Origin of the sequence: Clostridium lamae, from assembly GCF_033043255.1 — a bacterium.
Lineage (GTDB): Bacteria > Bacillota > Clostridia > Clostridiales > Clostridiaceae > Clostridium > Clostridium lamae.
In genome coordinates, this window is the sequence record NZ_JASCQJ010000021.1 from 23,434 (window position 1) to 48,806 (window position 25,373).

The window sequence follows — 25,373 nt, forward strand, 5'->3', positions numbered from 1 at the left end:
ATATTTATTCTAATTACTTATTACTCCAGCTGTTTTTAATTCCTCTCTCATCGCTTTTAAGCCTGTTTCTGCATCAACACTACCTTTAATAATCTGAACCCCATGCTTTGATACTATTTCTTCATACTTAGCCTTTAAAGGACTTGACATTTCTGATGTTGCATATTTTAAATAATTCATAGCATCTTCAAATCCTGGATTCCATCCAATTGGATGAACAAATTCATTATTTATTGGTACTGGTGCTCCATGGTCTTTGCCATGCTTTTCACCATCTGCAGTCAATACATATTTATCACCTTCTACAGTATAATCATTACCTTCTATACCGACTGAAAGTAATATTGATCCTTCTTCTGAAGCAAAGTACTCTAATACTTTTATAGCTCCTTCTACATTCTCTGAATTACTTGGTACTCCCCATAAAGATGCTTCTCCTCTGGTTAACATAAATTCTCCATCACTTTTCTTAGTACCTGCTAATGGTGTTGCCTTAAAATCATTTGGATAACTTTCAGCTGCATTTACGTTATACAAGCCTGTCCATGCTGCCCAATCGACTATAACTCCAGTTTTACCAGTTTGGAACTTATTTCTTAGCTCCTTTGTTGTATCAGTTACTGAATCTGGATCTAATAATCCCTCTGAATATAATTTATTGAACCATTCCCAAACAGGAATTGCTTCATCTGATGCCCATGGAACAGTATTATTTTCTCCATCTTTTACTATTCCTCCTTTTAATCCAAGTGATGCAAACCATGGTTGTAAATCATACATTTTTACAAAGGAGGCATTAATAGGATAGAAAGATGGGTCTGTATTATTTTCTTTCATTTTCTTAAATACTTCATAATAACCTTCTAATGTTGGCTTTATTTCATTTACTTTAATTCCAGCTTTTTCAGCCATGACTTCATTTATGTTAACATTTCTATGAACTTCTTTTTTGTTAAATCCTGAATAAATTTTCCCATCCATTCTAATAAGATCCCACTCTGATTTTGGTATAATGCTCTCATTCCCCAATATTTCTGATTCTTCAACATATTTAGTTATATCTGTTAATGCTTCTTGTTCAACAAGATTTGCTAATTGACTTTGACCAATATATATAAGATCATACTTTTCACCTGATTGTAACTTCTGCATTAACACATTATCATAGTCTGAAGCTGGCTTTTCCATTGTTATTTGTAATCCAGTCCCTTTTTCTAAAGCTTCTTCAAATAGTTTCATTTCAGCTTCATCTTTTCCTCCAGTTACTGCAGTTAATATTCTTACTTCCTTATCTACCTTACCATTTGTATCCTCTGACTTTCCACACCCAGCAAAAACAGAAATCGTTATCATGGCAATTGCAATGATTGAAATTAATCTTCTTTTTTTCATAATATCCTCCCTAATTATTTATTTTAAAATAGTATCATTTTACTATTTATTTAACTATAATCTCATTCCACTTTCTCTATCAAATAAGTGCAACATTCTTTCATCAAATTTTATTTTATAATTTATCCCATCGTTCATTTTGTATTGATTATTTACTTTTGCAATTAACTCTTGTCCATCAAGTGTAAAATATAATATATTTTCACTTCCTAAGAATTCTACTAAATCACAATAAATTTCAATATCTTGACTTCCTTCTTCATTTACCTTTATATGCTCTGGTCTAATACCTAAAATAATCTCTTTTCCAATATAGTTATTTATTCCATTAGTAAATTCTACAGGAATAGATATTTCAATATCAGCTATCTTTAATTTATTTTCTGATTCTACCTTAGCATTAAATAAGTTCATTGGTGGAGTTCCTATAAAACTTGCTACAAATACATTTAATGGTTGATTATATATTATTTCTGGATCTGCAATTTGTTGTATCTCTCCTTTATTCATAACGACTATTTTATCTCCTAATGTCATAGCTTCAACTTGATCATGTGTAACATAAATCATAGTTGCATTTAAAGTTTTATGTAATCTAGAAATTTGTTTTCTTGTTTGTCCTCTTAGCTTTGCATCAAGATTTGATAAAGGTTCATCTAATAGGAATATTTTAGGTTCTCTTACAAGTGCTCTCCCTAATGCTACACGTTGTCTTTGGCCTCCTGATAATGCTTTAGGTAATCTTTCTAATAAATTACTTAACTCTAAAATTTCAGCTGCATTTTCCACTCTTTCTTTAATTATTTTTTTGTCTACTTTTCTATTTTCTAATCCAAATGACAGGTTATTTTTAACCTTCATATGTGAATATAATGCATAATCTTGAAAAACCATTGCAATATCTCTATCTTGAGGTGCTAGATCATTTATAACCTTACCGTCTATCTTGATTGTTCCACTTGATATTTCCTCTAAACCTGCAAGCATTCTTAAAGTAGTAGATTTCCCACAGCCTGATGGCCCAACCAAAACAACTAATTCTCCCTTTTCAACTGATATATTACAATTATTTACTGCAGTTATCCCACCTTTTTCTGAATCCTCATATATTTTAAAAACCTCATTAAATTCTAAATATGCCAATTTTTAAAATCCTCCTTAATTTAAATATTCCTTTTATCTATTAAGTAATTTCCTTTTTAATAGAAAATTATATACCGCCCCTATTTTTCCCGCATTATTATTAAACTTACAAACTTGTATTTTAATTAAATCAATATATTCATATGGTACAATTAATTTTATCTCTTCATTCAAATCATCTAGTAACTTGTTTTGAATACTAATTCCTCCACCTATTAATATCTTCTCTGGTCCAAGAATGAAAAATAAGTTTCTTATACCAACAGCCAAGTATCTTAACCATTTTTTGTAAATATTTATTATTTTTTCATTATTTTCATTTATCATATTAAATATATCTTGTCCATTTATTTTATCATTAGGAATATTTAATTCTTTTGATACCATTACAATCAATTCTCTAGTAGATGCTAAATTGCCATAATCTTTTGTATTAAAAGCATTAAATGGATCATCTATTATCATAAATCCAAACTCACCTGATATATTATTTCCTCCTTTGTATAATTCACCATTAATAACAATAGCCCCACCTATAGCAGTTCCTATTGTAATACAAATAAAATTTTTAGAATCTATTCCGTTGCCAATCCATTTTTCAGCCAAGGCCACACAATTAGCATCATTTTCAATTTCTACATTTTTTTTAGTTCTTTTTTCTATTTCTTCTTTTATTCGCAAGCCCTGTAAGGAAGGAATATTTCCTGCATTAGTTAGAATTCCTGTTATTTCATCTATACTTCCTGGTAAACTTATTCCTACACCTAATATCTCACCAGAATTTATAATTATATCATTAAGTAGTTTCAGCATCTTTTCTTTATTTTGAGATTCTGTATCTATTATATTACTACTTATTTCTCTACCTAAAACATCATAAATTCCATACTTTATCTTTGTACCACCTATATCTATTCCTAGAATCCTCTGCATATTTTCTTTTCCTCCATAAAAAAATAATTCTCCACTAGCCTTAATCAATCTAAATAAAATATTTTTATCTTGTAACTGAAAACTTATTATATATTAATCCAATTATAATCTACCATTATTTTACAATATAAATTTAAGAATTTAAACGTATTCATCTAATTTGGGCACATGTTTCAAAATATGAAACATATTTCATTTTATTAATTGTTTTCTGTATATTTTTTATGATATTCAGCTATTATTTCTTCAAAAGCAATTAGGCAATAAGCAAAAAAACTGTTTGATTTAAAATTTTCTTTATCTAATGGATTATTATCGTTCACATGAATCATAATATCTGATATGTTCGCTAAAGAACTTGAATCATTTCCAGTAAAAGCTATAACCTTAATTCCACTATTTTTACATTTAATTGCGTTTTTTAACCCATACCTGGATTCACCTGATTTAGAAATAATAATAATTGCATTCATTTCTTCTTTATAATTTCTAATAATTGTTTCTACTTCTATCCAATGATGCATTAAACACATAGTTCCTATTGTTGTTAATTTAGTATAAAAATATTTTGCTATAATACTGGAATATCCCTCTCCACTAATAAATATTTTTTTATTTTTTAATATCTCAATTAGCTCTTGTAATTCTTCTTGACTGTAACTAAAAATATCTTCAGTGTTAAAAGACCTATTCATTTTTATTCTATTGGAATTATTATTAACAATCCTGATTTTAAAATCATATACCATTTCACTGAAACCTTTATAACCTAGTTTTTTTGCTAATCTCATAACTGCTGATGAAGAAGTAAAATTTTTTGTTGCAATTCCTCTAACCCCTATTTTTATTGCTTCATCTATATTTTTTAATACATACGAAAGAATTGCCTTTTCAACATCTGAAAGTGATCTATCTTCAAAAATATTATCGACATCCATTTTATATCCACCTTTACAATATATTTCTTACTATATATTTCATTTTATATTGATTTGTTTTTTTTGTAAATTATAGAGCTTTATATCAATTTTAATTTTAAACCCACTCATTTTCCACTATCTTAACAACAGTATGCGTACTTATTCCCTTATTGGATAATATTAAAGGTTTCATTATATTTTAGTAATGTATTATATAAAAGACTATACCAAAATAAATTTGATATAGCCTCTTAATATTATTCTAATGATTTAGAAATTACTTAATTTAAATCTTCTGTCATTCTAATATTAATGTCTCTAATTAAATCTCCCCTTATTTTCCTGTCTCAGCAATTGATTTTATAATCCTATAATTATAATAGAAAAAATATAAATATTCATTTGGCATTTCGTAATCTAAAATATCTATTAACCCTCTATCATATAATCTTAATTCAGGATCTGTTATATAGTTCATTAAATAACGTCCCTCTATTGTATTATTAAAATCATATTCTGTATTGTGTAGTCCTACCATAAATCCAAGATTACTAAGTTTTTTTCCTGCTTCTAATAATATCTTATATACTGCTATTTATTTAAAAGTATAGTTTTATTGTTAAAATATTATATGGATAAATTACTAGCTTGGATGTGTCTTGTACTTCTTCAATAGCATTTACAACTTCCCATCTTTTAAATTTACTAAAATCATATTCTTTTAATATTAACTCTTCATTACTACAATTTTTCATTCTTAATAATATAGCATTATCTTTTAGTGATGGTGATATGGCACTTATACATATCTTTTCATCAAGTTCCAGTAAGATGTACTCTCTCTGTAAATCTAACTTCTCTCTAGAATTTTGTATCTTATTATCTAACCTATTTATAAATTTATTTAAACTTTGTAATTGATAAAATATATTCTGTGAATTAAGTTTTTCATATCTTTTTTCAACTTTATTTTCATTAAAGCTTTCATCTAAAAATGATATTGAAAACTCAAATTCATTTTCACCTAATTGTTCGGCATTATGCGTAGCTATCATTATATGACCTTGTTTTGTAGTATCTCCAGATGCTCTTCCAGGTCTATATACTAAATTATCTTTTCCTAATTGACCTGTAGTAGATAACAATGTTAAATATATTCTCTGTCCTATAACTTGGTATTCCTTTATCCCTTTTGAATATATACTTAATGTATTTTTATCATCAGTAATTGTTACGGTTCCCTCGAAGACCTCAATATCTACTGGTACTTCATGGTAGCTTGTATTAGTCTCTATAATTTTATTATTTAATATTGGCCTTTTTATATAGCCAAAAGGTATAGATGCAATAGATTCATTAGATAAAATATTTGATTTTATACATATTCTTAATCTATGGCTAAATATATTATTATCAACGATTATTCTACAATCAATTAATTCACTTTCTTTTAATAACGATATTGTTAGCTTTATATTTAATTTCTCTAATTCACTTCTACCTAATCTTGATTGAAAATCTTTTGGAAGTAAAATACTTCCACTTAACTCTAAGATTTCAATATTCTTTGCAACCTTTCTATATCCTTCAACTATTCTAAAATTTATATTTGAGTCTCCTCTAAGTGGAGAAAAGTCATATGTGTCTCCATCATTTCCACAGTTCTCAAAAGTAATGAAATCTTCTATTATTTTACCAAATCTAGTCTCTATACATAATTTCTTATCTTTCACAAATATTTTGTAGTTTTTATTTTTAATTTGCAGAGCATCATCATCTTTAAATATAACTGCTTTACTATCCATTAAACTTAATACTTTATATCCCATAGCAGGTAATTCAATTTTAATTAAAGCAGTAATTTTATAATATGCATCCTCATTTATAAAGTAATTCCCTTCTGTACCTTCGATTAATATATTTTCTCTTTCTTCATATTTATAAATATCTAATATAGTGTACTCTTCAGCCTCTGATATGACCTTATCAGTAGTACTACTTAAAAATTCAACAACTTTATAACCATTATATTTGTATGGTAATGTATTAAATACTAAAATTTCATCTTCACTTAATTTTAACCCTTCAGCAATTCTTCTTTTTACAATATTTTCTACTCCATCTGCAATTTCATTTGCTTGTTTCATACGATATAACACATCATTTGCTACATCATCTGTTATACATCCAGCTATACTATCATGAGCCTGTCCCTCCATTAATTTCTTCCAAGCCATTATAATTAAATTTTTACTTATTTTTATTCCTAAGCTTTTAGATATAGCATATAGTGGCTCAACTCTTTTTAAGAGTTTTTGCTCCATATCAAAGTTTGCTTTTTTTATATCATATCTAATTGATCCAATAGTCTTATGAACTCTAGCCATTTTAGGTTCTCTAAATTCACCTTCATATTTATTTAACTTCTCGCTATTTCTTCTCATATAGTCTATAAAATTTGAATAAGTACTTTGAATATATTCATCCCCACTAATTTTATTTATCTCTTCTATCTTATTTTTTATATCAAAAGTAATTTCTACTTGATCATTCCCTATAGGAATTAAAATTTCATCTAGGCTAGTTATTGACTTTATTTTCTCAGCTAACTTAAAAAGCTTGTTCTGTAAAAATTCTTTATTTGTTAATAGTCTAGGAATACTTCCATACCCATCAATTAAATTTGCTGCATAAACCTCTTCTTTCCCTAAGCCCTTCCATATAAAATATGGAGACTTTATATGCTTTTCTAAATTCATTCCTCTCCAAAAAATTATGTTATCTATATTGCAATTTCTAAGTATAGTTGGCATTTGTGCATTAAAACCAAAGGTATCTGGTAAATAACCAACCTCCATATGCTTACCAAATTTATTTGCATAATGAATTCCTATGCTTAAATTTCTTAATATAGATTCACCACAAACCAATTGTGTATCTGTTTGTGTGTACCATGGTCCAATAAACAGTCTTTCTTCTTCCACCAATTTAATTATTTGCGGCAATCTTTCTTGTCTTATTGATAAATAATCCTCTAATATAGCTACTTGACCATCTAGACAGAATCTAGCCTCTAAATTTTCTTCTAATTCATCCAATATATCTTCAAATACTTGATCACTTAACACTAAAGAATCCATTGTTGAAAAGTACCATTCTCTATCCCAATGTGTATGATTAACAATATTTATTTTAGCCAATAATCTCTCCTCCAAATAACTTACTTACATGATTTATAAAAATATAAAAAATTAATCTATAAAAAAGGAGACGTTTTCATTTTTACATTTCAACATCTCCTCTAATATTATAATTACATTACTGTATCAACCTCATCAGTGTCAAAACCTTTTCCTAAGAATATGGCTCCTGCAGCTACTATTAAGCTTCCTACTAAAATTCCTAAAACATATACTGGCCAGTTTTCAACTAGCAGCCATCCATATATCCCAGATATAGGAATTGAGTTTACTGCACCAAGTGATACAGCTATTGCTGAACCAATTGCACATCCAGTTATATTTATTAGAATCATTCTCAAAGGATTAATTAGTGTAAATGGAATAGCACCTTCTGAAATACCTACTAATCCCATTATAAATGAAGCTTTTCCTGCTTCTCTTAGCTCTTTAGAGAACTTACTTTTTTTAATTAATGTAGCTATACCATAACCCAAAGTAGGTATAATAATAGCAACTTGAGCTGCAGTATTTGCTATAAATAATCCTTCTGCAATTAACGCCATTGCCGTAACAACTGCTGCTTTATTTATTGGTCCACCAAGATCGAATCCTACCATACCACCAACTATAAGAGATAGAACTAATGCACTACTTCCAGTACTCATTGTACTCATCCAATTTATCAAACCTTGATTTAAAGCTGCAAAAGGTCCTCCAACAATATACTGCATTATTAATACTGTAAATAAGGTTCCAAATACCGGTAATATAAATACTGGTACTATACTACTTGCACTCTCTGGTAATTTTATATTCTTTGCCATAAATTGTACTACATATCCAGCTATAATACCTGCTGCTAATGCTCCAAGAAATCCTGTTCCTATATTGTTAGCAAGTAATCCTCCAACAAATCCTGCCACTAAAGCTGGCCTATCAGCTATTGAGTATGCTATAAATCCTGCAAATACTGGTAACATTAAATTTAATGCTAGTCCGCCTAATCCATCTAAAGTATGGAAAAATGGTATAAGGCCTTGAGCTGTTTTATGTGCACCATCCCATATATCTGTAACTCCATAAAACATCCCACCAACTCTAGCAATTCCCATAATAACAGCTCCAGCGATAGTAAATGGAATCATATAAGATACCCCTGTTAATATATGTCTCTTAATACTTTGAAAAAATTCTCTCATTTCTCTCACCCTTTCTCATATATCTAATTAATAAATTAAAGTAATGCTAATGCATCTGTAATAACTTTTACCCCATTTTTAATTGGGGCAACTACTGGAACCCTGTGTATTACTTTTCCTATAAATCTTTCTTCTTCTCTTACCTTTTGTTCTACTGCAAAGATGACTACATCAGCTTCTTCAATTTCTTCTTTAGTTAATTTATTTTGGATGCCTAATGCCCCTTGTTTCTCCACTTTAATTGCATGTCCCAACTTTTCTCCTGCTTTAACTAAAGCCTTTGCAGCCATATTTGTATGTGCTACCCCTGTAGGGCAAGATGTTATTCCAACTATTTTCATTTTATATCCCTCCATTAAATTAAATTATTATATAAAAATTCAATTAAATTATCCTTACAGTCCACAGAAAAAAGAAAATTCTTAAAGTCATCATCCATTAAATTTGATGCTAAACTTGATAATATTTCAAGATGTAGCGTTCCTTCATCATTCTTTGGTATTGCCAATCCTATTACCACATTTACTGGCTCTCCATCTAGAGAATTCCAATCAACTGATTTTTTTAATTTTAAATATACTATCGTTGGCTTAATGATGCTTTCACTTTTGCAATGAGGTATAGCTATCCCAAATCCTATCCCTGTTGTACATTCATTTTCCCTAGCAATATATGAGTTAAGCGTTTCAGTCCTATCTATACTTCTACTATCTTTCATTAATATATCTGTTATTTTTTTTAACACCTCAATTTGAGAATTTAAGCCTATATCAAATTCTACTGTGTTTTGTGTTATCATCTCTTTTATATCCATTTCTTAACACCTTACCTTAATAACTTAATAAATTCGTTATATGTTTTTACATTTAAAATCTTTGATATTTTTTCTTCATCGCTTAACACCATATAAAGATTTTCTAATATTTCTCCAAATTCTAAATAAATTCCCTTTTGTATACTCATTAAAATTACTAACCTAACCTTTTCCTCTTCCCATAATATAGATTTTCTATTAATCAATATGCATACCTTGCTAATACATGGATCAATATCAATGGAGTGTGGAATTGCTATCTGGTTTCCAATTTCCGTAGATGACATATTTTCTCTTTTATAAAAACTTTCTTTCTCAATTTCAGTCAGATACTCTTTAGAAACCATTTTATCAAGCATAAACTCAAGAATCTCCTCTTTAGTTTTTAAGTTTTCATCTGCAAAAAATAAATTTTCATCAGTAAACTCTAGAAACTTTAATAAGTAATCTTCTTTAGTTTTGTAAATAACCTCTCTTAAGGCTGTTACTTCCTTGGTTTTTATTATTGGTGATACATACATAATTTTTTTATCTTCAACTTGGTATTCTTTTATATCAATTTTTATTGTTGATATAATCATGTCATAGCTATTTTTATCAATTTTTGATAATGAGTGCAAAGGTATTACCTCAATTATTTCTATACTATTAGGAAATTCGCTTTTTATTTTTTCTGACATTATCATTGAAGTTCCTATTCCTGAAGCACATACAATTATAGCCTTAAGTATATCAATTTTTCTTCCATTCTTTATTCTTTGTAATGCTGCAGCAAAATGTAAACAAATAAAACCAATTTCATCTTCATTTACAAATTTATTGACTTTCTTCTCTATATATTGAGTGGCAATTGAAGCTATTTTATATGCAAAGGAATAGTTTTTCTTTATTTCATTGAGCATATCATTAGTAATATGCATATCATATCTTATTCTAGTTATAGCTGATTTTAAGTGAATAGATAAACTCCAAATTAGTATTTGATCCTCACAAAAATCTAATCCTACAATATAGTCTACATATTTTAACATTTCACAAACCATTAAAGTATAATCGCTATTTAAATCTACTTTTCTTTTTGACTCTTCATCATTTATAACTTTTCTTGTATATAACTGCTGTGTCATATAAAATACTTCTTCTTCAGGAAGGCTTATTTTATACTCTTCTAAAATTGTATTAGCCAATTGTTTAGAAACCCCGTATTCAATTGTTTCTTTTAATTCCTTTGCATATTGAGTTGTTGAGATTATATTTTTATTTTTAACTCTCTTTATAGCTATTAATATATGAATTAATAAATTATAAAAACTAATATCAGTTATACTAATTTCATTTTTCGTCATTACACTTGACAATATATTTTCAATTTTTTCTATATCTTCTTTTATAAATACATTATCAATATGCATTAAATTTATTATATCGTTTTCAAATCGCCTAAAAACATAGTAGCTCATGCAACTTCTTATATTTTCTTCGCTTCCTCTTAAAGCAATTCCTTTAACTCCATCCCTAGAAAGCTCTATATCAAATCTTTTTAATTTTCTCTTTACTTCAACTAAGTCTGCCTTTAAAGTAGTTAATCCTACATATAAATCATCACATAGACTATTATGTGTAATTCCTTTATTATGTTTTAATTCCAATAATAATAATTTCTTTATAATATAAACTACTCTTCCTTTAGAAGTAGTAGGTATAAGAATATCACTATCTATACTTTCTTCATATAGCCTAATTAACTCATCGTTAAACTTATCTTTATCTCTTAATTCTAAAATGTATCCTTTCCCTTTTACACATGATATTTCTGAACTAATCCTTTTTAATCTTCTATTGATATTTTTAATATCTTCTCTTAAAGTTTTTGATGATACTCCTATAATGCTTCTAATTTCATTACCTGTAATGTGGTGATTTTTATCTTTTAAAAAATTTATAATCTTTAATTCTCTTTCATTAATCATTAATCCCACCTCACCATATTTTTATTTTATCAGTAATTTATATTTCTAAATAGACCATTTATTACCTCATGAAAGGGAAGTTATATGCCTATTAAATAAAAAAACATTTGGGTAAAGAAATCCTACAATTTATTGCAGAATACTCTTTACCCAATTTATTTAAAATTCTATTTCATTAATTTTAACTGGTCTACCTAATTCAACAGATTTTTTTGCTGCTAATCCAATAATAACTGGTTTTAATCCATCATATACATTTACTGGTGTTTCTGTATTATTTACTATAGCGTCAACAAAACATTGCATTTCTTTAGAAAAAGATTGCATATATCTTTCTAAGAAGAAGTATAATGGTTTTTCACCAGCAACTCCATTTGCTGTACTTATTACAGCTGTTGAATTTGTGTCATTTGATGTTGCAACCATTCCTAATGTTCCAAAAACTTCTGCTCTTTGATCATATCCATATGCTGCTCTTCTTGAATTGTCTATTACAGCTAATGCACCATTAGAAAGCTTTAATGTTATTATTGCTGTATCAACATCACCAGCTTCTCCTATAGCTTTATCTACTAAAACTGCAGATTGAACATAAACTTCTTCTACATCACTTCCTGATAAATATCTAACCATATCAAAATCATGTATTGTCATATCAAGGAACATTCCTCCTGATACTTTAACATAACTTATTGGAGGAGCTTCAGGATCTCTTGAAGTTACTTTAATTATATGTGGATCTCCTATAGTACCCTTTAAAACTTCATTTCTAACTGCTTCAAAGTTATGATCAAATCTTCTATTAAAACCAACTTGGAATTTAACAGGATTTTCTTCTAAAGCCTTTATTACACCTTTTATTTTTTCTATACTATGATCAATTGGCTTTTCACAAAATACATTTTTCCCTGCTTTTATTGCTTCTATAGATATTGTTGAATGTGTATCTGTAGAAGAACAAATTAATACGGCATCAATTTCAGAATCCTCAAGTATTTTTTTATAGTCAGTATAACACTCTTTAATGCCAAATTCTTTTGCCCATTGTACTATTTCATCATTCATATTAACATCTGCTATTGATTTAACCTTTGCACCATTAACAAAATTACTTATGCTTTTTGTATGGACCTTTCCTATTCTACCAGCACCAATTATACCTATATTTAACATATACCTCTCCCCTTTAATTATATAATAACTGAACGAATTTGCTTTATCAATTCATCATAGCCATTTAGAAATTGATTTATGGTAGCTTTAAATGCACCATAGTTTTGGAATTCTTCAATAGTAAGTGCATTAATATCATACGCTTTTCTAAATTCATCTAAGCTCATTAATTTATTTAATATCTCTTCATTAACAGGCTCATTAATTCGCTCAATTACTTCTACAGAAGAATTATTCAATTTCACTTGCCATTTATAAGGTATTGTCATAGAAATATTCCCACCAATAAATTGTGACCAATGATAGTGATTTCTATATGCTGCAGTTAATAATCCTGTTCTATAATTTCTTTCGTTAAAGACTTTGTATGCATTTTTTACTACTGCAACTCCAGCCCATTCTAATATTTCTGGATCTACCACTATATTATTTTCTGAACAATAATTTTTTAAATAATCATCAACTCTTCCAAGCATAATAGTACAAATTGCAGATATATTATCATTTGATAAGCCTTCATTTTCTCTTCTATTTAACCCTCTTTCAACAGCTTCTGCTACTGCAATAGCTTGTGATACTGTAAATGATACTGTTGCATTTATACTAACACCATTGTAAATAGCTTCTTCTATAGCCTTTATTCCTGCTCCACTAGCTGGAATTTTAACTTGTATATTAGGTGCCAAAGTATTAAAATGTTTTGCTTGACTTATCATTTTTTCAGCATTTAAATAATACTTTGGATTAGTTTGCATTGAAAGCCTTCCGTTTCTACCACTATTTTTTTCAAATATTGGCATCAATAGTTTTGAACTTTCTGTTCCTATATAATCCATTAATAACCATGCTATTTCATCTTCAGTTGCTGTTTTATTATCTATACTTAATTTTTTAATTAACGGTTTCCACTCCGAAAATTCTTGCTTTAATACTTGATTTACTATAACTGGATTAGTAGTTGCTCCAACGCTTCCATTTTCAATACTATATTTAAGTTCAGAAATAGCACATGAATCATTCCATATCTCTGTTTGTGGAAAATTTATTGTAGTTTCATGTAATTTGCTTTTAAATTCTTGTCCCATAATGACTTTCCCCCTAATACATTTATTAAATTGTTCCATCCCAAGTTGATACAACTGTACTTTTCTTTTCTTCTTCATCAAACCATTTTGTAGTAACACACTTACTTTCTGTAAAGAACCTTATGGAGTCTTTTCCTAAGCAGTGTAGATCTCCAAAAAATGAATTTTTATGACCCGCAAATGGGAAAAATCCTACTGGTACTGGTATTCCTACATTTACTCCTACCATTCCACCATCTGTTCGTCTAGTAAATTCTCTTGCATAATATCCATTTTGAGTATAAATTACTGATCCATTTGCAAATGGATTTCTATTCATTAACTCTAATCCTTCCTCAAAATTCTTAACTCTCTTTATACATAATACTGGTCCAAAAATTTCAATATCTCCAACTGTCATTTCTGGAGTCACATTATCAAATATTGAAGGGCCTAGATAAAATCCATTTTCAAAGCCTTCAACAATAACATTTCTACCATCTAGTACCAAGTTTGCTCCTTCTTCTATTCCCTTTTCAATCCATTTAACTACAGATTCTCTATGTTTATCTGTTACTAAAGGTCCTAAATTACTATCTTTATAATAAGCTGGTCCAACTTTTAAATTTTTAGATAACCTTACTAAATGTGCTACTAATTCATCTGCAACTTCTTCCTCTACAACCACTACTGGCAATGCCATACATCTTTCTCCTGCACATCCAAAGCCTGCATTTACTATTCCAGCTGCAGTTCTTTCTAAAGCTGCATCCTTTAAAACTAAAGCGTGATTTTTAGCCTCGCATAATGCTTGAACTCTCTTTCCATGAGATGCCGCTGTTTGATATATATGCTTACCTACAGCAGTTGAACCAACAAAAGTTATACCTTTAACATCTTCATGAGTTAAGAATATTTCTGCTTCATTTCTTGAACATGTTACAATATTTAATACTCCATCTGGAAGTCCTGCTTCTTTGTATAATTGAGCCATTCTTAATGCAGTTCTAGGTGTCATACTAGCAACCTTTAAAACCATTGTATTTCCAGAAGCAATACACATTGGTGCCATCCATCCCATAGGAATCATAGCGGGAAAATTAAATGGTACTATTCCAGCAAATACACCTATAGGTTCTCTATAAAGTACAGTGTCTATTCCTGAACTTACATTCATTAAGGAATCACCCATCATTTGAGTTGGAACTTGACAAGCAAGCTCTGTTCCCTCTTTTGCTTTTAGTACATCACCCTCTGCTTCTTCCCAAACCTTTCCATGTTCAGTTGCAACTAGCTCTGTAAGTTCTTCTAAGTTTTCTTCAATTAATTGACGAACCTTATAAAGTATTTGTGAACGCTTTATAACAGGAGTATTAGACCATGCTGGATAAGCATTTTTAGCAATCTTTATAGCCTCTTCTACTTCCTCTTTAGTACAGCATGGTGCATATCCAGTGATTTCTCCTGTACTTGGATTATATAGCTCTGTATATTTTGTTGTTTTTGATTCAACATATTCTCCATTTATAAAATATTTTAATTTCTCTGCCATTCCAAAATCCCTCCTTATAACTTATATTACTTAAATTCCAGCCTTCTCCCTTATATACTTTCTTGCTTTTATTGCATATTCTAGAGGATTTGCTATAGATGGATCTTGTTCTGCTTCAACTACCATCCAGCCTTCATAGTTAGATTCTTCAAAAACTTTAAATATTGGTTCAAAATCTATACATCCATCCCCTGGTACTGTAAATGTTCCTTTTCTTACTCCAGTTAAGAAGCTCTCTCTATTTTCTTTTACGCTATTAACAACTTCTCTTCTAATATCTTTTAAGTGCACATGCTTTATTCTATCCTTATATTTTCTAGCAACTTCTAATGGATCTTCACCACAGTATGCCAAATGTCCAGAATCAAATAATAAATTTACATATCTCTCATCAGTACCTTCCATTAATTTATCTATTTCTGATAAAAATTGTACTGAGGTTCCCATATGATGATGGAAGGTTAAGGTTATGCCAATATCACTAGCAACCTTTCCTAATTTATTTAAGCCTTCACATAGTATATTCCATTCTTTATCACTTAAAATATATTTATTATCAAAAACTGATAAATCAGTTCCTTGAACACTATGTCCTTGTTCTGATACCCCAACAATAGTAGCACCCATTTCTTTAAGAAAAGTTATATGCTTTATAAATTCTCTTTCTGTTTCTTCGTATGGTTTAGTTGTTAAAAATGTTGAGAACCATGCATTACATATCTTAATGCCTCTTAATTCTAAGGCCTTTTTTAATTCTTCAACATTTTTAGGATATTTATTTCCAACTTCTGAACCTGTAAACCCTGCTAAAGCCATTTCACTAACGCATTGTTCAAATGTATTTTCTTTGCCTAAGTCTGGCAAATCATCATTCGTCCAAGCTATAGGTGCAATACCTAACTTTACTTTTTTTGAATCTAACATAAATTCCCCTCCTAATATCTTCTTGCATTAAGTCTATTTTTTTCTTTATTTTTATAAGCTTCATTTACCTTTTCATTAGTTGAGGTCTCAGCTATTCCTACATGCCACCATGACTTATAGCCATCAGTCATTGTCTTAGGTAAAACCTTAATATCTAATAAAGTACCTATATTTTGCTTTTTACTATTCTTTAAAGCTTCTTCTAGCTCTTCTATAGTCCTTACACTATAAGACTTATATCCATATCCACTTGCTATCTTTGCATAATCTATTGTTATTAACGGACCATTATGATTAGTCTCATCACTTCTATATCTAAATTCAGTAGCTAAATTACCTATTCCATTTGACATTTGAAGATTGTTTATACATCCAAATCCACAATTATCAAATAGTAATATATTTATCTTCTTATTTTCTTGTAAAGCAGTTACCATCTCACTATGAAGCATTAAAAAACTTCCATCTCCAACCATGGCGTACACTTCTTTATCATTGTCTGCCATCTTTGACCCTAGAGCACCTGCTATTTCATAACCCATACATGAATATCCATATTCCATATTGTAGCTATATCTAGAATTTGTCTCCCACATTCTTTGCAAACATCCAGGTAAACTTCCAGATGCTCCAACTATTATGGCATCTTCATCAATAATTTCACGTATTTTACCTATCACTTCTGTTTGAGTTAATGTACTTCCAAATAGCTCAATAAATTCATTTATACTTACTTCATTTCTTGCCTTAATTAATGGCTCAAAATTATCATTATAATGGTAGCTAGTTAATTTTTTCATTTCTTCTTTCCATTGCTTTTTAACTTCATTAATTTCATTACCATAACCACTTAAATATTCTCCATTTAACTCTTCTAATATGGCTTGTAATGATACCTTAGCATCTCCAACAACACTTAAACTATCAAGCTTAAAAGCATGAAATCTTGATGTATTTATATTAATAAACCTTACATTTTTATTTTTAAATAATGACTTTGAAGCTGTTGTAAAATCGCTGAATCTAGTTCCTACACCGATAACTAAATCAGCATTTTCAGCTATTGTATTAGCTGCTAAATTACCAGTTACTCCAACTCCACCAAGGTTATTTTCAAAATCAGCTCTACATGCACTTTTGCCCGCTTGTGTTTCGCCAATTGGAATATTTAATTCCTTTGAAAATTTTTCTAAAACTTCTCCTGCTTCAGAATATCTAACTCCTCCACCGCAAATTATCATAGGATATTTACTTTCTTTTATTGCTTCAACAGATAATTGTATTTCTTCTTTACATGGAGAAAATCTTCTTATTTCATAAACTCTCTTACTAAAAAATTCTTCAGGATAATCATAGCTTTCACCTTGAACATCTTGAGGTATAGCCAAGCAACATGCTCCCATCTCACTTGTGTCAGTTAATACTCTCATTGCACTAACAAGAGATGACATAACTTGCTCTGGTCTTGAAATTCTATCCCAGTACTTACATACTGCTTTAAATGCATCATTTGTTGTTACGCTTGGATTATTCCATTGTTCAATTTGTTGCAATACAGGATCTGGTTGTCTAGAAGCAAATGAATCTCCTGGTAATAATAATAATGGAATATTATTTACAGTGGCAGTTGCAGCAGCTGTAACCATATTAGCAGCACCTGGTCCAATAGATGATGCACATGCTATTATTTTTCTTCTATTATTTTGTTTTGCAAAAGATGTAGCTACATGTGCCATTCCCTGTTCGCTTTTACCTTGATAAACTTTTAAATTTCCCCTATTCTCATCTAAAGCTTGACCAAGCCCACATACTATTCCATGTCCAAACACAGTAAAAATACCATCAACAAACTTCGTTTCTATTCCATCAAAAGATACATATTGATTATCTAAAAACCTTACTATTGCTTGTCCCATAGTCATTCTAATAGTCTTCATTTTTCTGCCTCCCATATCTATTAATTATTTAACAACCATATATGCTTTTTATCATCTATTCTAGTTTTATTCCATGGGTTTCCATCAAAATGCCTAATCATCCAAACATATGACATTCTATATCCTGGTGCACAAACTTGTGGATGAGTTAGTCCTCCTGAAATTGCTGCATAGCTTCCATCAGTTATTTTATAAGCATTATCTCCTATAAAGCATGCTCCAAAACCTTGAGGCTTATCAAATCTATAGTAATAAACTTCTGGATGTGGATGACTATGTGGAATATAGCTTGACCATTTACCAGGATAATTTCGTACTTCTCCCATAACCATATTAGAGTATGGAGCATTATCATAATCAAAAATTGTTATAATATCTCTTTTTGCAGTGCCATCCCAAAGCTCATAACTCGAATTAGTTACTTCTACCTCACTTTTCTTATATAATTTACATTCAAAAATGTTATTATTTATTGTTTTTTGAATTAGTATTTCACTTCCATCTAAGGCATTAACAGTAACTACTATATTTTTAGGAACATGTAAACAAATTGGCAAATCATCAAAAAAGCTTTCTCTTGTAGCAATATAAGAATTGCCTTGCCACTCTAAATTTACACTTCCTTGTATAAGTAATATGGCGATTTCTTTATCATCTGAGGCTACTCTAAAAGATTCATCTTTTGACATAATTTTAGAATATATATCCATCATCATATTTTTATTTTCACCATTAATTTCTGAAATGATTTTTATTTTATCATCATTATATTTAGGATTATTTAACAATAATAATCAACTCCTTTTATAATTAGTATATTTAAGATGCCAATTTAACTTTTTTAGATGCTCTTGCCCTCAAAACATCAACAAATACAGCTATTATTATTACTGAACCTACTGCAACATTTTGTACATCAGGAGATACCCCTAGAAGATTTAAACCATTCCTTAGCACCGCCATTATTAATACTCCTATCATTACCCCTGAAACATTACCTTTTCCACCCATAAAGGAAGCTCCACCTATTATACATGCTGCAATAGCATCTAAATCATAATCTAATCCTGATAGAGGTGCTGCTGAATTTACTCTGCCAATAAGTACAATACCAGCTAATGCAGCCATGAAACCACAAATTGTATATACTAGAACCAGTGTTTTATCTACATTTATACCAGATAGTCTAGCTGCTTCTTTATTACTTCCAACTGCATATATATATTTACCTTGTGCTGTTCTATTAAGAAAAATTGAGAAAATTATAAATACGAAAATAACCAATATAAAACTTACGGGCATACCAAATAGGTTTGCTGAACCAAGAAATTGTACTGAATTTGAAAATCCTGAAATTGGAGAAGCTGCTGTAATTATTAGAGCTATCCCTCTAGCAATATTTTTCATGCCAAGTGTAGAGATAAATGGATGTGGCAAATGCATTTTAGTAAGCATTAATCCATTAAGTAATCCTAAGAAGCCCCCCATTAGTAATCCTAATAATATTCCAACAAGAGGATTTACTCCCCATGAATTTAAAGCAATTCCTGTAAAGCAAGTTGAAAGTGCTAATATTGATCCAACAGATAAATCTATACCTGCAGTAAGTATTGGTAACAACATACCAACTGCAATTAATGCATTAATAGTACACTGCCTAAGTACATTCATTAAATTTCTACTTGTCAAAAACTCTGGTGATGTTACTGATAATATTACACATATTATTACTAGACCTAACAAAGATCCGAACTTATATACTGTTTCTTTATTTGATACCTTATTGATTAAGCCATTCATACTTTTTTCTCCCATTTTATTTCCCTCCTGTTGCAGCATACATAATATTTTCTTGATTTGCCTCTTCTATATTTATTTGTGATTTCATTTCCCCTTCATGCATTACAAATATCCTATCACTAATTCCTAGTACTTCGGGTAACTCAGAGGATACCATAATTATAGCAGCACCTTTCTTAATTAATTCATTTAACACGTTATAAACTTCAACTTTGGAACCTACATCAATTCCTCTAGTTGGTTCATCAATAATAAATATACTAGCATCAGTATTTAACCACTTTCCTATTACGACCTTTTGTTGGTTACCTCCACTTAGTTGCCCAACAATAAAATCTTGTTTTTGTGGTTTTATATTTAATTGCTTTATATTATTAATAGCTCTATCTTTCATATTTGTAATATTTAATAAAGCTCTCTTTTTCATTTTATCTAGAGATGAAATATTAACATTGTAATTAATATCTTGATCTAGTATTAATCCTTGTCCTTTTCTATCCTCTGTTAAAAAAGCAATTCCTAAATTCATAGCATCTCTAGGACATTTTATATTCACTTTATTACCGCTAATGTAGATATCTCCAGAGTCGTAACTATCTACTCCAAAAATAGTCCTCATAACTTCTGTTCTTCCTGCTCCTACTAAACCTGCAACTGCAACTATTTCTCCTTTATGAACATTAAAACTTATATTTTTAAAAACTCCTTCTTTAGTTAAATTTTCAACTCTTAAGGCTTCTTCTCCTATTGGAACTTTTATTTTAGGATATTGTTGCTCTAAGCTTCTTCCAACCATTAATTTAATTAACGTATCTATTGAATCAACTTCATCTCTACTTCTTGTTTCAATCTTTTTACCATCTCTCATTACAGTTATTCTGTCACATATCTCCATAACTTCTTCAAGTCTATGAGAAATATAAATTACTGAAATTCCCTTAGCCTTAAGTTCTTTTACTGTTCTCAATAGTTCATTTACTTCTCTATCTGTTAAGCTTGCAGTTGGCTCGTCCATAATCAATATTTTAGTATTAATGCTTAATGCCTTAGCAATCTCAACCATTTGTTGCTTCCCAATTCCTAATTTTGATACTATTAATGATGTATCAATATCTTGTCCTAGATCATTTAAAAGAGCTTTAGATTTTTCTCTCATTTCTTTTATTTTTAAAAAACCTCTTTTTTCAGAAGTTTTGAGTTCTCTACCTAAATAAACATTTTCTGCCACGGTTAAGTGTGGAATAGTATTAAGCTCTTGATATATTGCTGTAATACCATAATTCATTGCATCTCTTGGTCCATGTATTTTAACTTCTTCTCCTTCAATAAAAATTTTCCCCTCATCATTACTATGAGCACCAGTTAAAATTTTAATTAAAGTTGATTTCCCCGCACCATTTTCACCTATAATCCCGTGAATTTCTCCTGGATAAATATCTAAATCTATAGCCTCTAAAGCCTTAACTCCTGGAAAATACTTTGATATATTTCTTAATTCTAATAGCTTTTTCATTTTTGACCTCCATTTTATTGATAAAAGTATGGTTAGTCTTTTTTGTTACATACTTCCTTATTGTCTACAATATCTTTTCTAAAGTATTTTTGAAGGTAGATTACCTTATTCATAAATTAAATAAGGTAATCTTAATTAATTTCTATTTACCTAATATTTTGTTGATTTCATCTTCTTTTGCTTTTGCATTATTTTTATCAATTATTTCTGTTCCTGTATCAATTACAGATTCAATTTTTTCGCCTTTTACAAATTTAACCGCTGCTTCAACACCATATTTACCAATATTGTAAGCACTTTGTGCAACAGAAGCTGAAAGTTCACCCTTTTGTATAGCTGTTAGTGCATCTGGAGAACCATCAAATCCAACAGTTACTACATCTGTTTTACCAGCTTGTTGTAATGCTCTTACTGCACCTAATATCATTTCATCATTAGAAGCATATACTGCTTTAACATTAGGATTAGTTTGTAAAATATTTTCCATTACGCTCATACCTTTATTTCTATCACTATCTGCTGGTTGTGGAGTTAGAACTTTTATACCCTTTTCTTCTAGAGCTTTTTTTGCACCATTTACACGTTCATCGTGAGTATTATCACCTAAGGCGCCTCTAATTATAGCTACCTCATCTCCTGCCTTTAAAGTTTCTGCAATATACTTACCAGCTAATTCACCACCTGCAAAGTTTCCTGTTCCAATAAATGATTTTTTCTTATCCCATTCCGCATTAGTATCTATTAATAATACAGGAATTTCTGCTTTATCTGCCTTATCAAAAATCGCTATTGCAGCACTTGGTTGAGATGGAGCAACAACAAGAGCATCTACTTTTTTCACTATTTGGTCTTCCATTAATGAAGTTTGTCCCGCAATATCTGTTTCTGCATTAGGTCCTAATACGTTAACTTTTACTCCTAACTCTTTTGCAGCAGCATCTGCACCAGCCTTTACTATTTTCCAATAATCACTATTTATTGCTTTTAAAACAACAGAAACTTCTATCTCATCGCTTCCATTTGTTTCTTTCTGGCCTTCACCCTGAGCTGCTTTTGAACCTCCACATCCTGCTAAAGATAATACCATTAATGATAATACAGCTGTAGCTAAATACTTTCTTAATCGTTTACACTTCATGAATATTTCCCCCTCAAAAAATAATTAAATATACAAGCTAATAATTCTACTATCCTTCATAACTAAAGGGCTTTTCTTTAGTTAAATAGAATGATTATTTACTGTCTATTCTAGCTATACCTACATTAAATATAAATTCACCTCCTTTATAAAATGGTTTTCTGGAATATTGCAATGAAATTCTTATATTATCTTTTTCACATTATATATATCTATCTATATCTATCTACCAATATCTCTCACTTAAATATTACCAATAGTTACCATTAATGTCAATGAATTGTTATAAGTTTTAATATTATTTTTATTTATTTATGGTGAAGTGTTGATAAACTTTTGATAAATTTTTATGTTATATATTGATTTTTCTGTAATTTATTGTAAAATATAATTGGGGTGATAAGTTATGAGAGTCAAAAGAATAGATCAAATAGAGGATTTTATAATAAAAAATAAATTTGTTACAATAGATGAGCTTTGTACTGAATTTAATATTTCAAAAAACACAATTAGAAGAGATATTGATTTTTTAACTAAAAGAGGGACAGTTAAAAAAGTTTATGGCGGAGTTACTATAGATAATATTCACTCTGATCATCTTATTTTAAGTAGTTTTCAAGAGCGTCAAATTATAAATGAAGAGCTTAAAATCAAAGTTGCAAAAGAAGCCTCAAAGTACATAAAAGACGGAGATATAATTTTTATTGATACAGGAACTACTACTGCAAATATAATTGATTATTTAGAAGATGTTAAAAACTTAACCATTATAACTAATAGTGTAAGTATTTTATACAAATCACTTTTTTACCCTAATATAAATGTTGTTTCTCTCCCAGGGGTACTAAATAGGGTAACCGCTTCTTTAGTTGGTAGTAGTACATTACAGTATATAAAAGACTATAATATAAATAAAGCTTTTATGGCTTGTACAGGATTTTCTATAAAACAAGGATTTACTAATTCTACGCATGATGAATTTAGAATAAAAAAAGCTATTATTGAAAAGAGTCAGTGTAATTTTATGTTATTAGATAAATCTAAATTAGGAAAAACTGCTTTATTAACATTTTGTCATACTTCAGATTTAGATTATATAATTATGGATTCTCTGCCTTCTACTGAATATATAGAACACTTAAATGAAAATCAAGTCACTCTAATAGTTGCTAAAAATTCTTAAGTTTATATATCAGATTAAGAGTTATTTATTTAATAATTTAATTTTGTTTTAATATAAATTTATCACTTTGCATTAAATTTATACTTAAAATCAGTGTAGGAGTTCTATACTCTTATAATAGACAAATAACATCTATATAAAAAAGAAATAACTATATTGTAATCTAGTTATTTCTTTTACAAATTTAATATAAATATTTATTTACTTAAATCTTCTTCCTTATGACTTTGATCTATCTCATCTCTATACTTAATTTTATACTCTTCATTTAGTAATCCAAGTTTACTAAAAGCATAAATTATAAGTGATAAAATCATACCAACTACAGCTGCAAGTACCATTCCACTAACACTTACTGCTCCAAGTGTAACTGTAACACCACATGTTCCAACTAAAAATGTAATTGCACCTAAAGCTAAATTATAGTTCTTAGCATAGTCAACTTGTTGCTCAACTAACATTCTTATACCAGATATAATAATTACACCATACAAGTATAAAGTCATTCCACCCATAACTGCTGAAGGGATAGTTTGAATAACAATTGATATCTTTCCAATAAGAGAAAATATAATTGCAAGTATAGCGGCTCCTCTAATAACCCATACTGAGAATACTTTTGTTATTGCCATAACACCAATGTTTTCACCGTAACTTGTATTTGGAGGTGAACCAACACATCCAGACATAAGATTACTAAGGCCTTCTGCTAAGAAAGATCTGTGTAACCCTGGATCTTTTATAACATTCTTACCTATAACATTTCCAGTAACCATTAGGTCTCCAATATGCTCAGCTATTACAACTAAGCAAGCAGGAGCAATAATCAGCATTGCATTAATATCGAATTTTGGTGCAGTAAATGTAGGAAGCTTAAACCATGGAGCAGCTGCTATAACTGAAAAATCAACCATGCCCATAAAGCATGCAAAAATATATCCAGCAATTACTGCAATAAGAATAGGAACTACTTGTATAAAACCTCTAAATAATAAAGATCCAATAACTGCTACAGCTAAAGTAAACATTGCTACTATAATTACATCTGCACTTGCGCCACCAAGCAAACCAGCTTGTTCTGCAGCAACAGGTCCAAGTTCAATACCTATAGTTGCTATGACTGCACCTACAACTGGTGGAGGAAGTGCTATATCTAACCATCTAGTACCAACAGATTTAATTATAAGAGATAATATGAGATATAGTACTCCTAGGAAAAGAAATCCACTTTGAGCATATGAATAATCGCCATACTGCTCAATTACTAGTAATACTGGAGAAATAAATGCAAAACTTGATCCAAGATACATTGGAATTTTTCCTTTTGTAATATAGGAGTATAACATTGTTCCAATACCATTCATAAGTAATGCTATGGATGGATCTACTCCAAAAAGAATTGGGACAAGAATAGTGGCACCGAACATTGCAGTTAAATGTTGGAAGCTTAGTGGCAATGTTTGGAGTAAAGGTAATTTTTCGTCTACACCAATAGTACGTCTCATTAATTCACTCTCCTTCATATATTTTAAAAAT

21 protein-coding genes are annotated in these 25,373 nt (G+C 29.5%); 1 reads left to right on the forward strand and 20 read right to left on the reverse strand.

Annotation, left to right across the window (positions count from 1 at the left end):
- Window positions 1–9: 9 nt before the first annotated feature.
- The 19 genes from QK892_RS11085 to QK892_RS11175 form a co-directional block, all read right to left on the reverse strand.
- Window positions 10–1,392, reverse strand: a complete 1,383-nt coding sequence (locus tag QK892_RS11085) for an extracellular solute-binding protein (protein WP_317273613.1) — start codon at window positions 1,390–1,392, stop codon at window positions 10–12.
- Window positions 1,393–1,446: 54 nt separating this feature from the next.
- Complete coding sequence (locus QK892_RS11090; RefSeq protein WP_317273614.1) at window positions 1,447–2,535, reverse strand: ABC transporter ATP-binding protein; 1,089 nt, start codon at window positions 2,533–2,535, stop codon at window positions 1,447–1,449.
- A gap of 33 nt (window positions 2,536–2,568) precedes the next feature.
- A complete protein-coding gene (locus QK892_RS11095; protein ID WP_317273615.1) occupies window positions 2,569–3,468 on the reverse strand; it encodes an ROK family protein in 900 nt (299 codons plus the stop codon).
- 200 nt (window positions 3,469–3,668) lie between these two features.
- Entirely contained in the window at window positions 3,669–4,406 is a 738-nt protein-coding gene (locus tag QK892_RS11100) for a MurR/RpiR family transcriptional regulator (protein WP_317273616.1), read from the reverse strand.
- Between the two features lie 316 nt (window positions 4,407–4,722).
- On the reverse strand, window positions 4,723–4,866 hold the full coding sequence (locus tag QK892_RS11105) for a hypothetical protein (RefSeq protein WP_317273617.1): 144 nt from the start codon (window positions 4,864–4,866) through the stop codon (window positions 4,723–4,725).
- A gap of 121 nt (window positions 4,867–4,987) precedes the next feature.
- Window positions 4,988–7,588, reverse strand: coding sequence for a glycoside hydrolase family 38 N-terminal domain-containing protein (locus tag QK892_RS11110; protein WP_317273618.1), 2,601 nt, complete (start codon window positions 7,586–7,588; stop codon window positions 4,988–4,990).
- Between the two features lie 113 nt (window positions 7,589–7,701).
- The gene (locus QK892_RS11115; protein WP_317273619.1) at window positions 7,702–8,769 is read right to left on the reverse strand and encodes a PTS fructose transporter subunit IIC; all 1,068 of its coding nucleotides are present in this window, start codon (window positions 8,767–8,769) and stop codon (window positions 7,702–7,704) included.
- Window positions 8,770–8,804: 35 nt separating this feature from the next.
- The gene (locus tag QK892_RS11120) at window positions 8,805–9,110 is read right to left on the reverse strand and encodes a PTS fructose transporter subunit IIB (RefSeq protein WP_317273620.1); all 306 of its coding nucleotides are present in this window, start codon (window positions 9,108–9,110) and stop codon (window positions 8,805–8,807) included.
- Between the two features lie 14 nt (window positions 9,111–9,124).
- Window positions 9,125–9,583 carry a PTS sugar transporter subunit IIA gene (locus QK892_RS11125; protein WP_317273621.1) on the reverse strand — a complete coding sequence of 153 codons (459 nt, stop codon included), beginning with the start codon at window positions 9,581–9,583 and terminating at the stop codon, window positions 9,125–9,127.
- 11 nt (window positions 9,584–9,594) lie between these two features.
- Window positions 9,595–11,553, reverse strand: a complete 1,959-nt coding sequence (locus tag QK892_RS11130; protein WP_317273622.1) for a BglG family transcription antiterminator — start codon at window positions 11,551–11,553, stop codon at window positions 9,595–9,597.
- Between the two features lie 159 nt (window positions 11,554–11,712).
- Window positions 11,713–12,726 (reverse strand): inositol 2-dehydrogenase, encoded by a 1,014-nt coding sequence (gene iolG, locus QK892_RS11135; protein ID WP_317273623.1) that lies wholly within the window; start codon window positions 12,724–12,726, stop codon window positions 11,713–11,715.
- Window positions 12,727–12,743: 17 nt separating this feature from the next.
- Window positions 12,744–13,811: a transaldolase family protein gene (locus tag QK892_RS11140; RefSeq protein WP_317273624.1), complete on the reverse strand. Its 1,068-nt coding sequence runs from the start codon at window positions 13,809–13,811 to the stop codon at window positions 12,744–12,746.
- A 25-nt stretch (window positions 13,812–13,836) separates the two neighbouring features.
- Complete coding sequence (locus QK892_RS11145; RefSeq protein WP_317273625.1) at window positions 13,837–15,342, reverse strand: CoA-acylating methylmalonate-semialdehyde dehydrogenase; 1,506 nt, start codon at window positions 15,340–15,342, stop codon at window positions 13,837–13,839.
- Between the two features lie 30 nt (window positions 15,343–15,372).
- Window positions 15,373–16,266, reverse strand: a complete 894-nt coding sequence (iolE, locus tag QK892_RS11150) for a myo-inosose-2 dehydratase (protein WP_317273626.1) — start codon at window positions 16,264–16,266, stop codon at window positions 15,373–15,375.
- 11 nt (window positions 16,267–16,277) lie between these two features.
- Window positions 16,278–18,203, reverse strand: coding sequence for a 3D-(3,5/4)-trihydroxycyclohexane-1,2-dione acylhydrolase (decyclizing) (iolD, locus tag QK892_RS11155; RefSeq protein WP_317273627.1), 1,926 nt, complete (start codon window positions 18,201–18,203; stop codon window positions 16,278–16,280).
- A 20-nt stretch (window positions 18,204–18,223) separates the two neighbouring features.
- A complete protein-coding gene (locus QK892_RS11160) occupies window positions 18,224–18,991 on the reverse strand; it encodes a 5-deoxy-glucuronate isomerase (protein WP_317273628.1) in 768 nt (255 codons plus the stop codon).
- A 31-nt stretch (window positions 18,992–19,022) separates the two neighbouring features.
- A complete protein-coding gene (locus QK892_RS11165; RefSeq protein WP_317273629.1) occupies window positions 19,023–20,018 on the reverse strand; it encodes an ABC transporter permease in 996 nt (331 codons plus the stop codon).
- 1 nt (window position 20,019) lies between these two features.
- Complete coding sequence (locus QK892_RS11170) at window positions 20,020–21,516, reverse strand: sugar ABC transporter ATP-binding protein (protein ID WP_317273630.1); 1,497 nt, start codon at window positions 21,514–21,516, stop codon at window positions 20,020–20,022.
- A 142-nt stretch (window positions 21,517–21,658) separates the two neighbouring features.
- Window positions 21,659–22,654 (reverse strand): sugar ABC transporter substrate-binding protein, encoded by a 996-nt coding sequence (locus QK892_RS11175; RefSeq protein WP_317273631.1) that lies wholly within the window; start codon window positions 22,652–22,654, stop codon window positions 21,659–21,661.
- A 406-nt stretch (window positions 22,655–23,060) separates the two neighbouring features.
- Between QK892_RS11175 and QK892_RS11180 the strand changes: the two genes are divergently transcribed.
- Window positions 23,061–23,837, forward strand: coding sequence for a DeoR/GlpR family DNA-binding transcription regulator (locus QK892_RS11180; RefSeq protein ID WP_317273632.1), 777 nt, complete (start codon window positions 23,061–23,063; stop codon window positions 23,835–23,837).
- A gap of 197 nt (window positions 23,838–24,034) precedes the next feature.
- Here the strand turns inward: QK892_RS11180 and uraA are convergent, their stop codons facing one another.
- Window positions 24,035–25,342 (reverse strand): uracil permease, encoded by a 1,308-nt coding sequence (uraA, locus tag QK892_RS11185; RefSeq protein WP_317273633.1) that lies wholly within the window; start codon window positions 25,340–25,342, stop codon window positions 24,035–24,037.
- Window positions 25,343–25,373 lie beyond the last annotated feature (31 nt).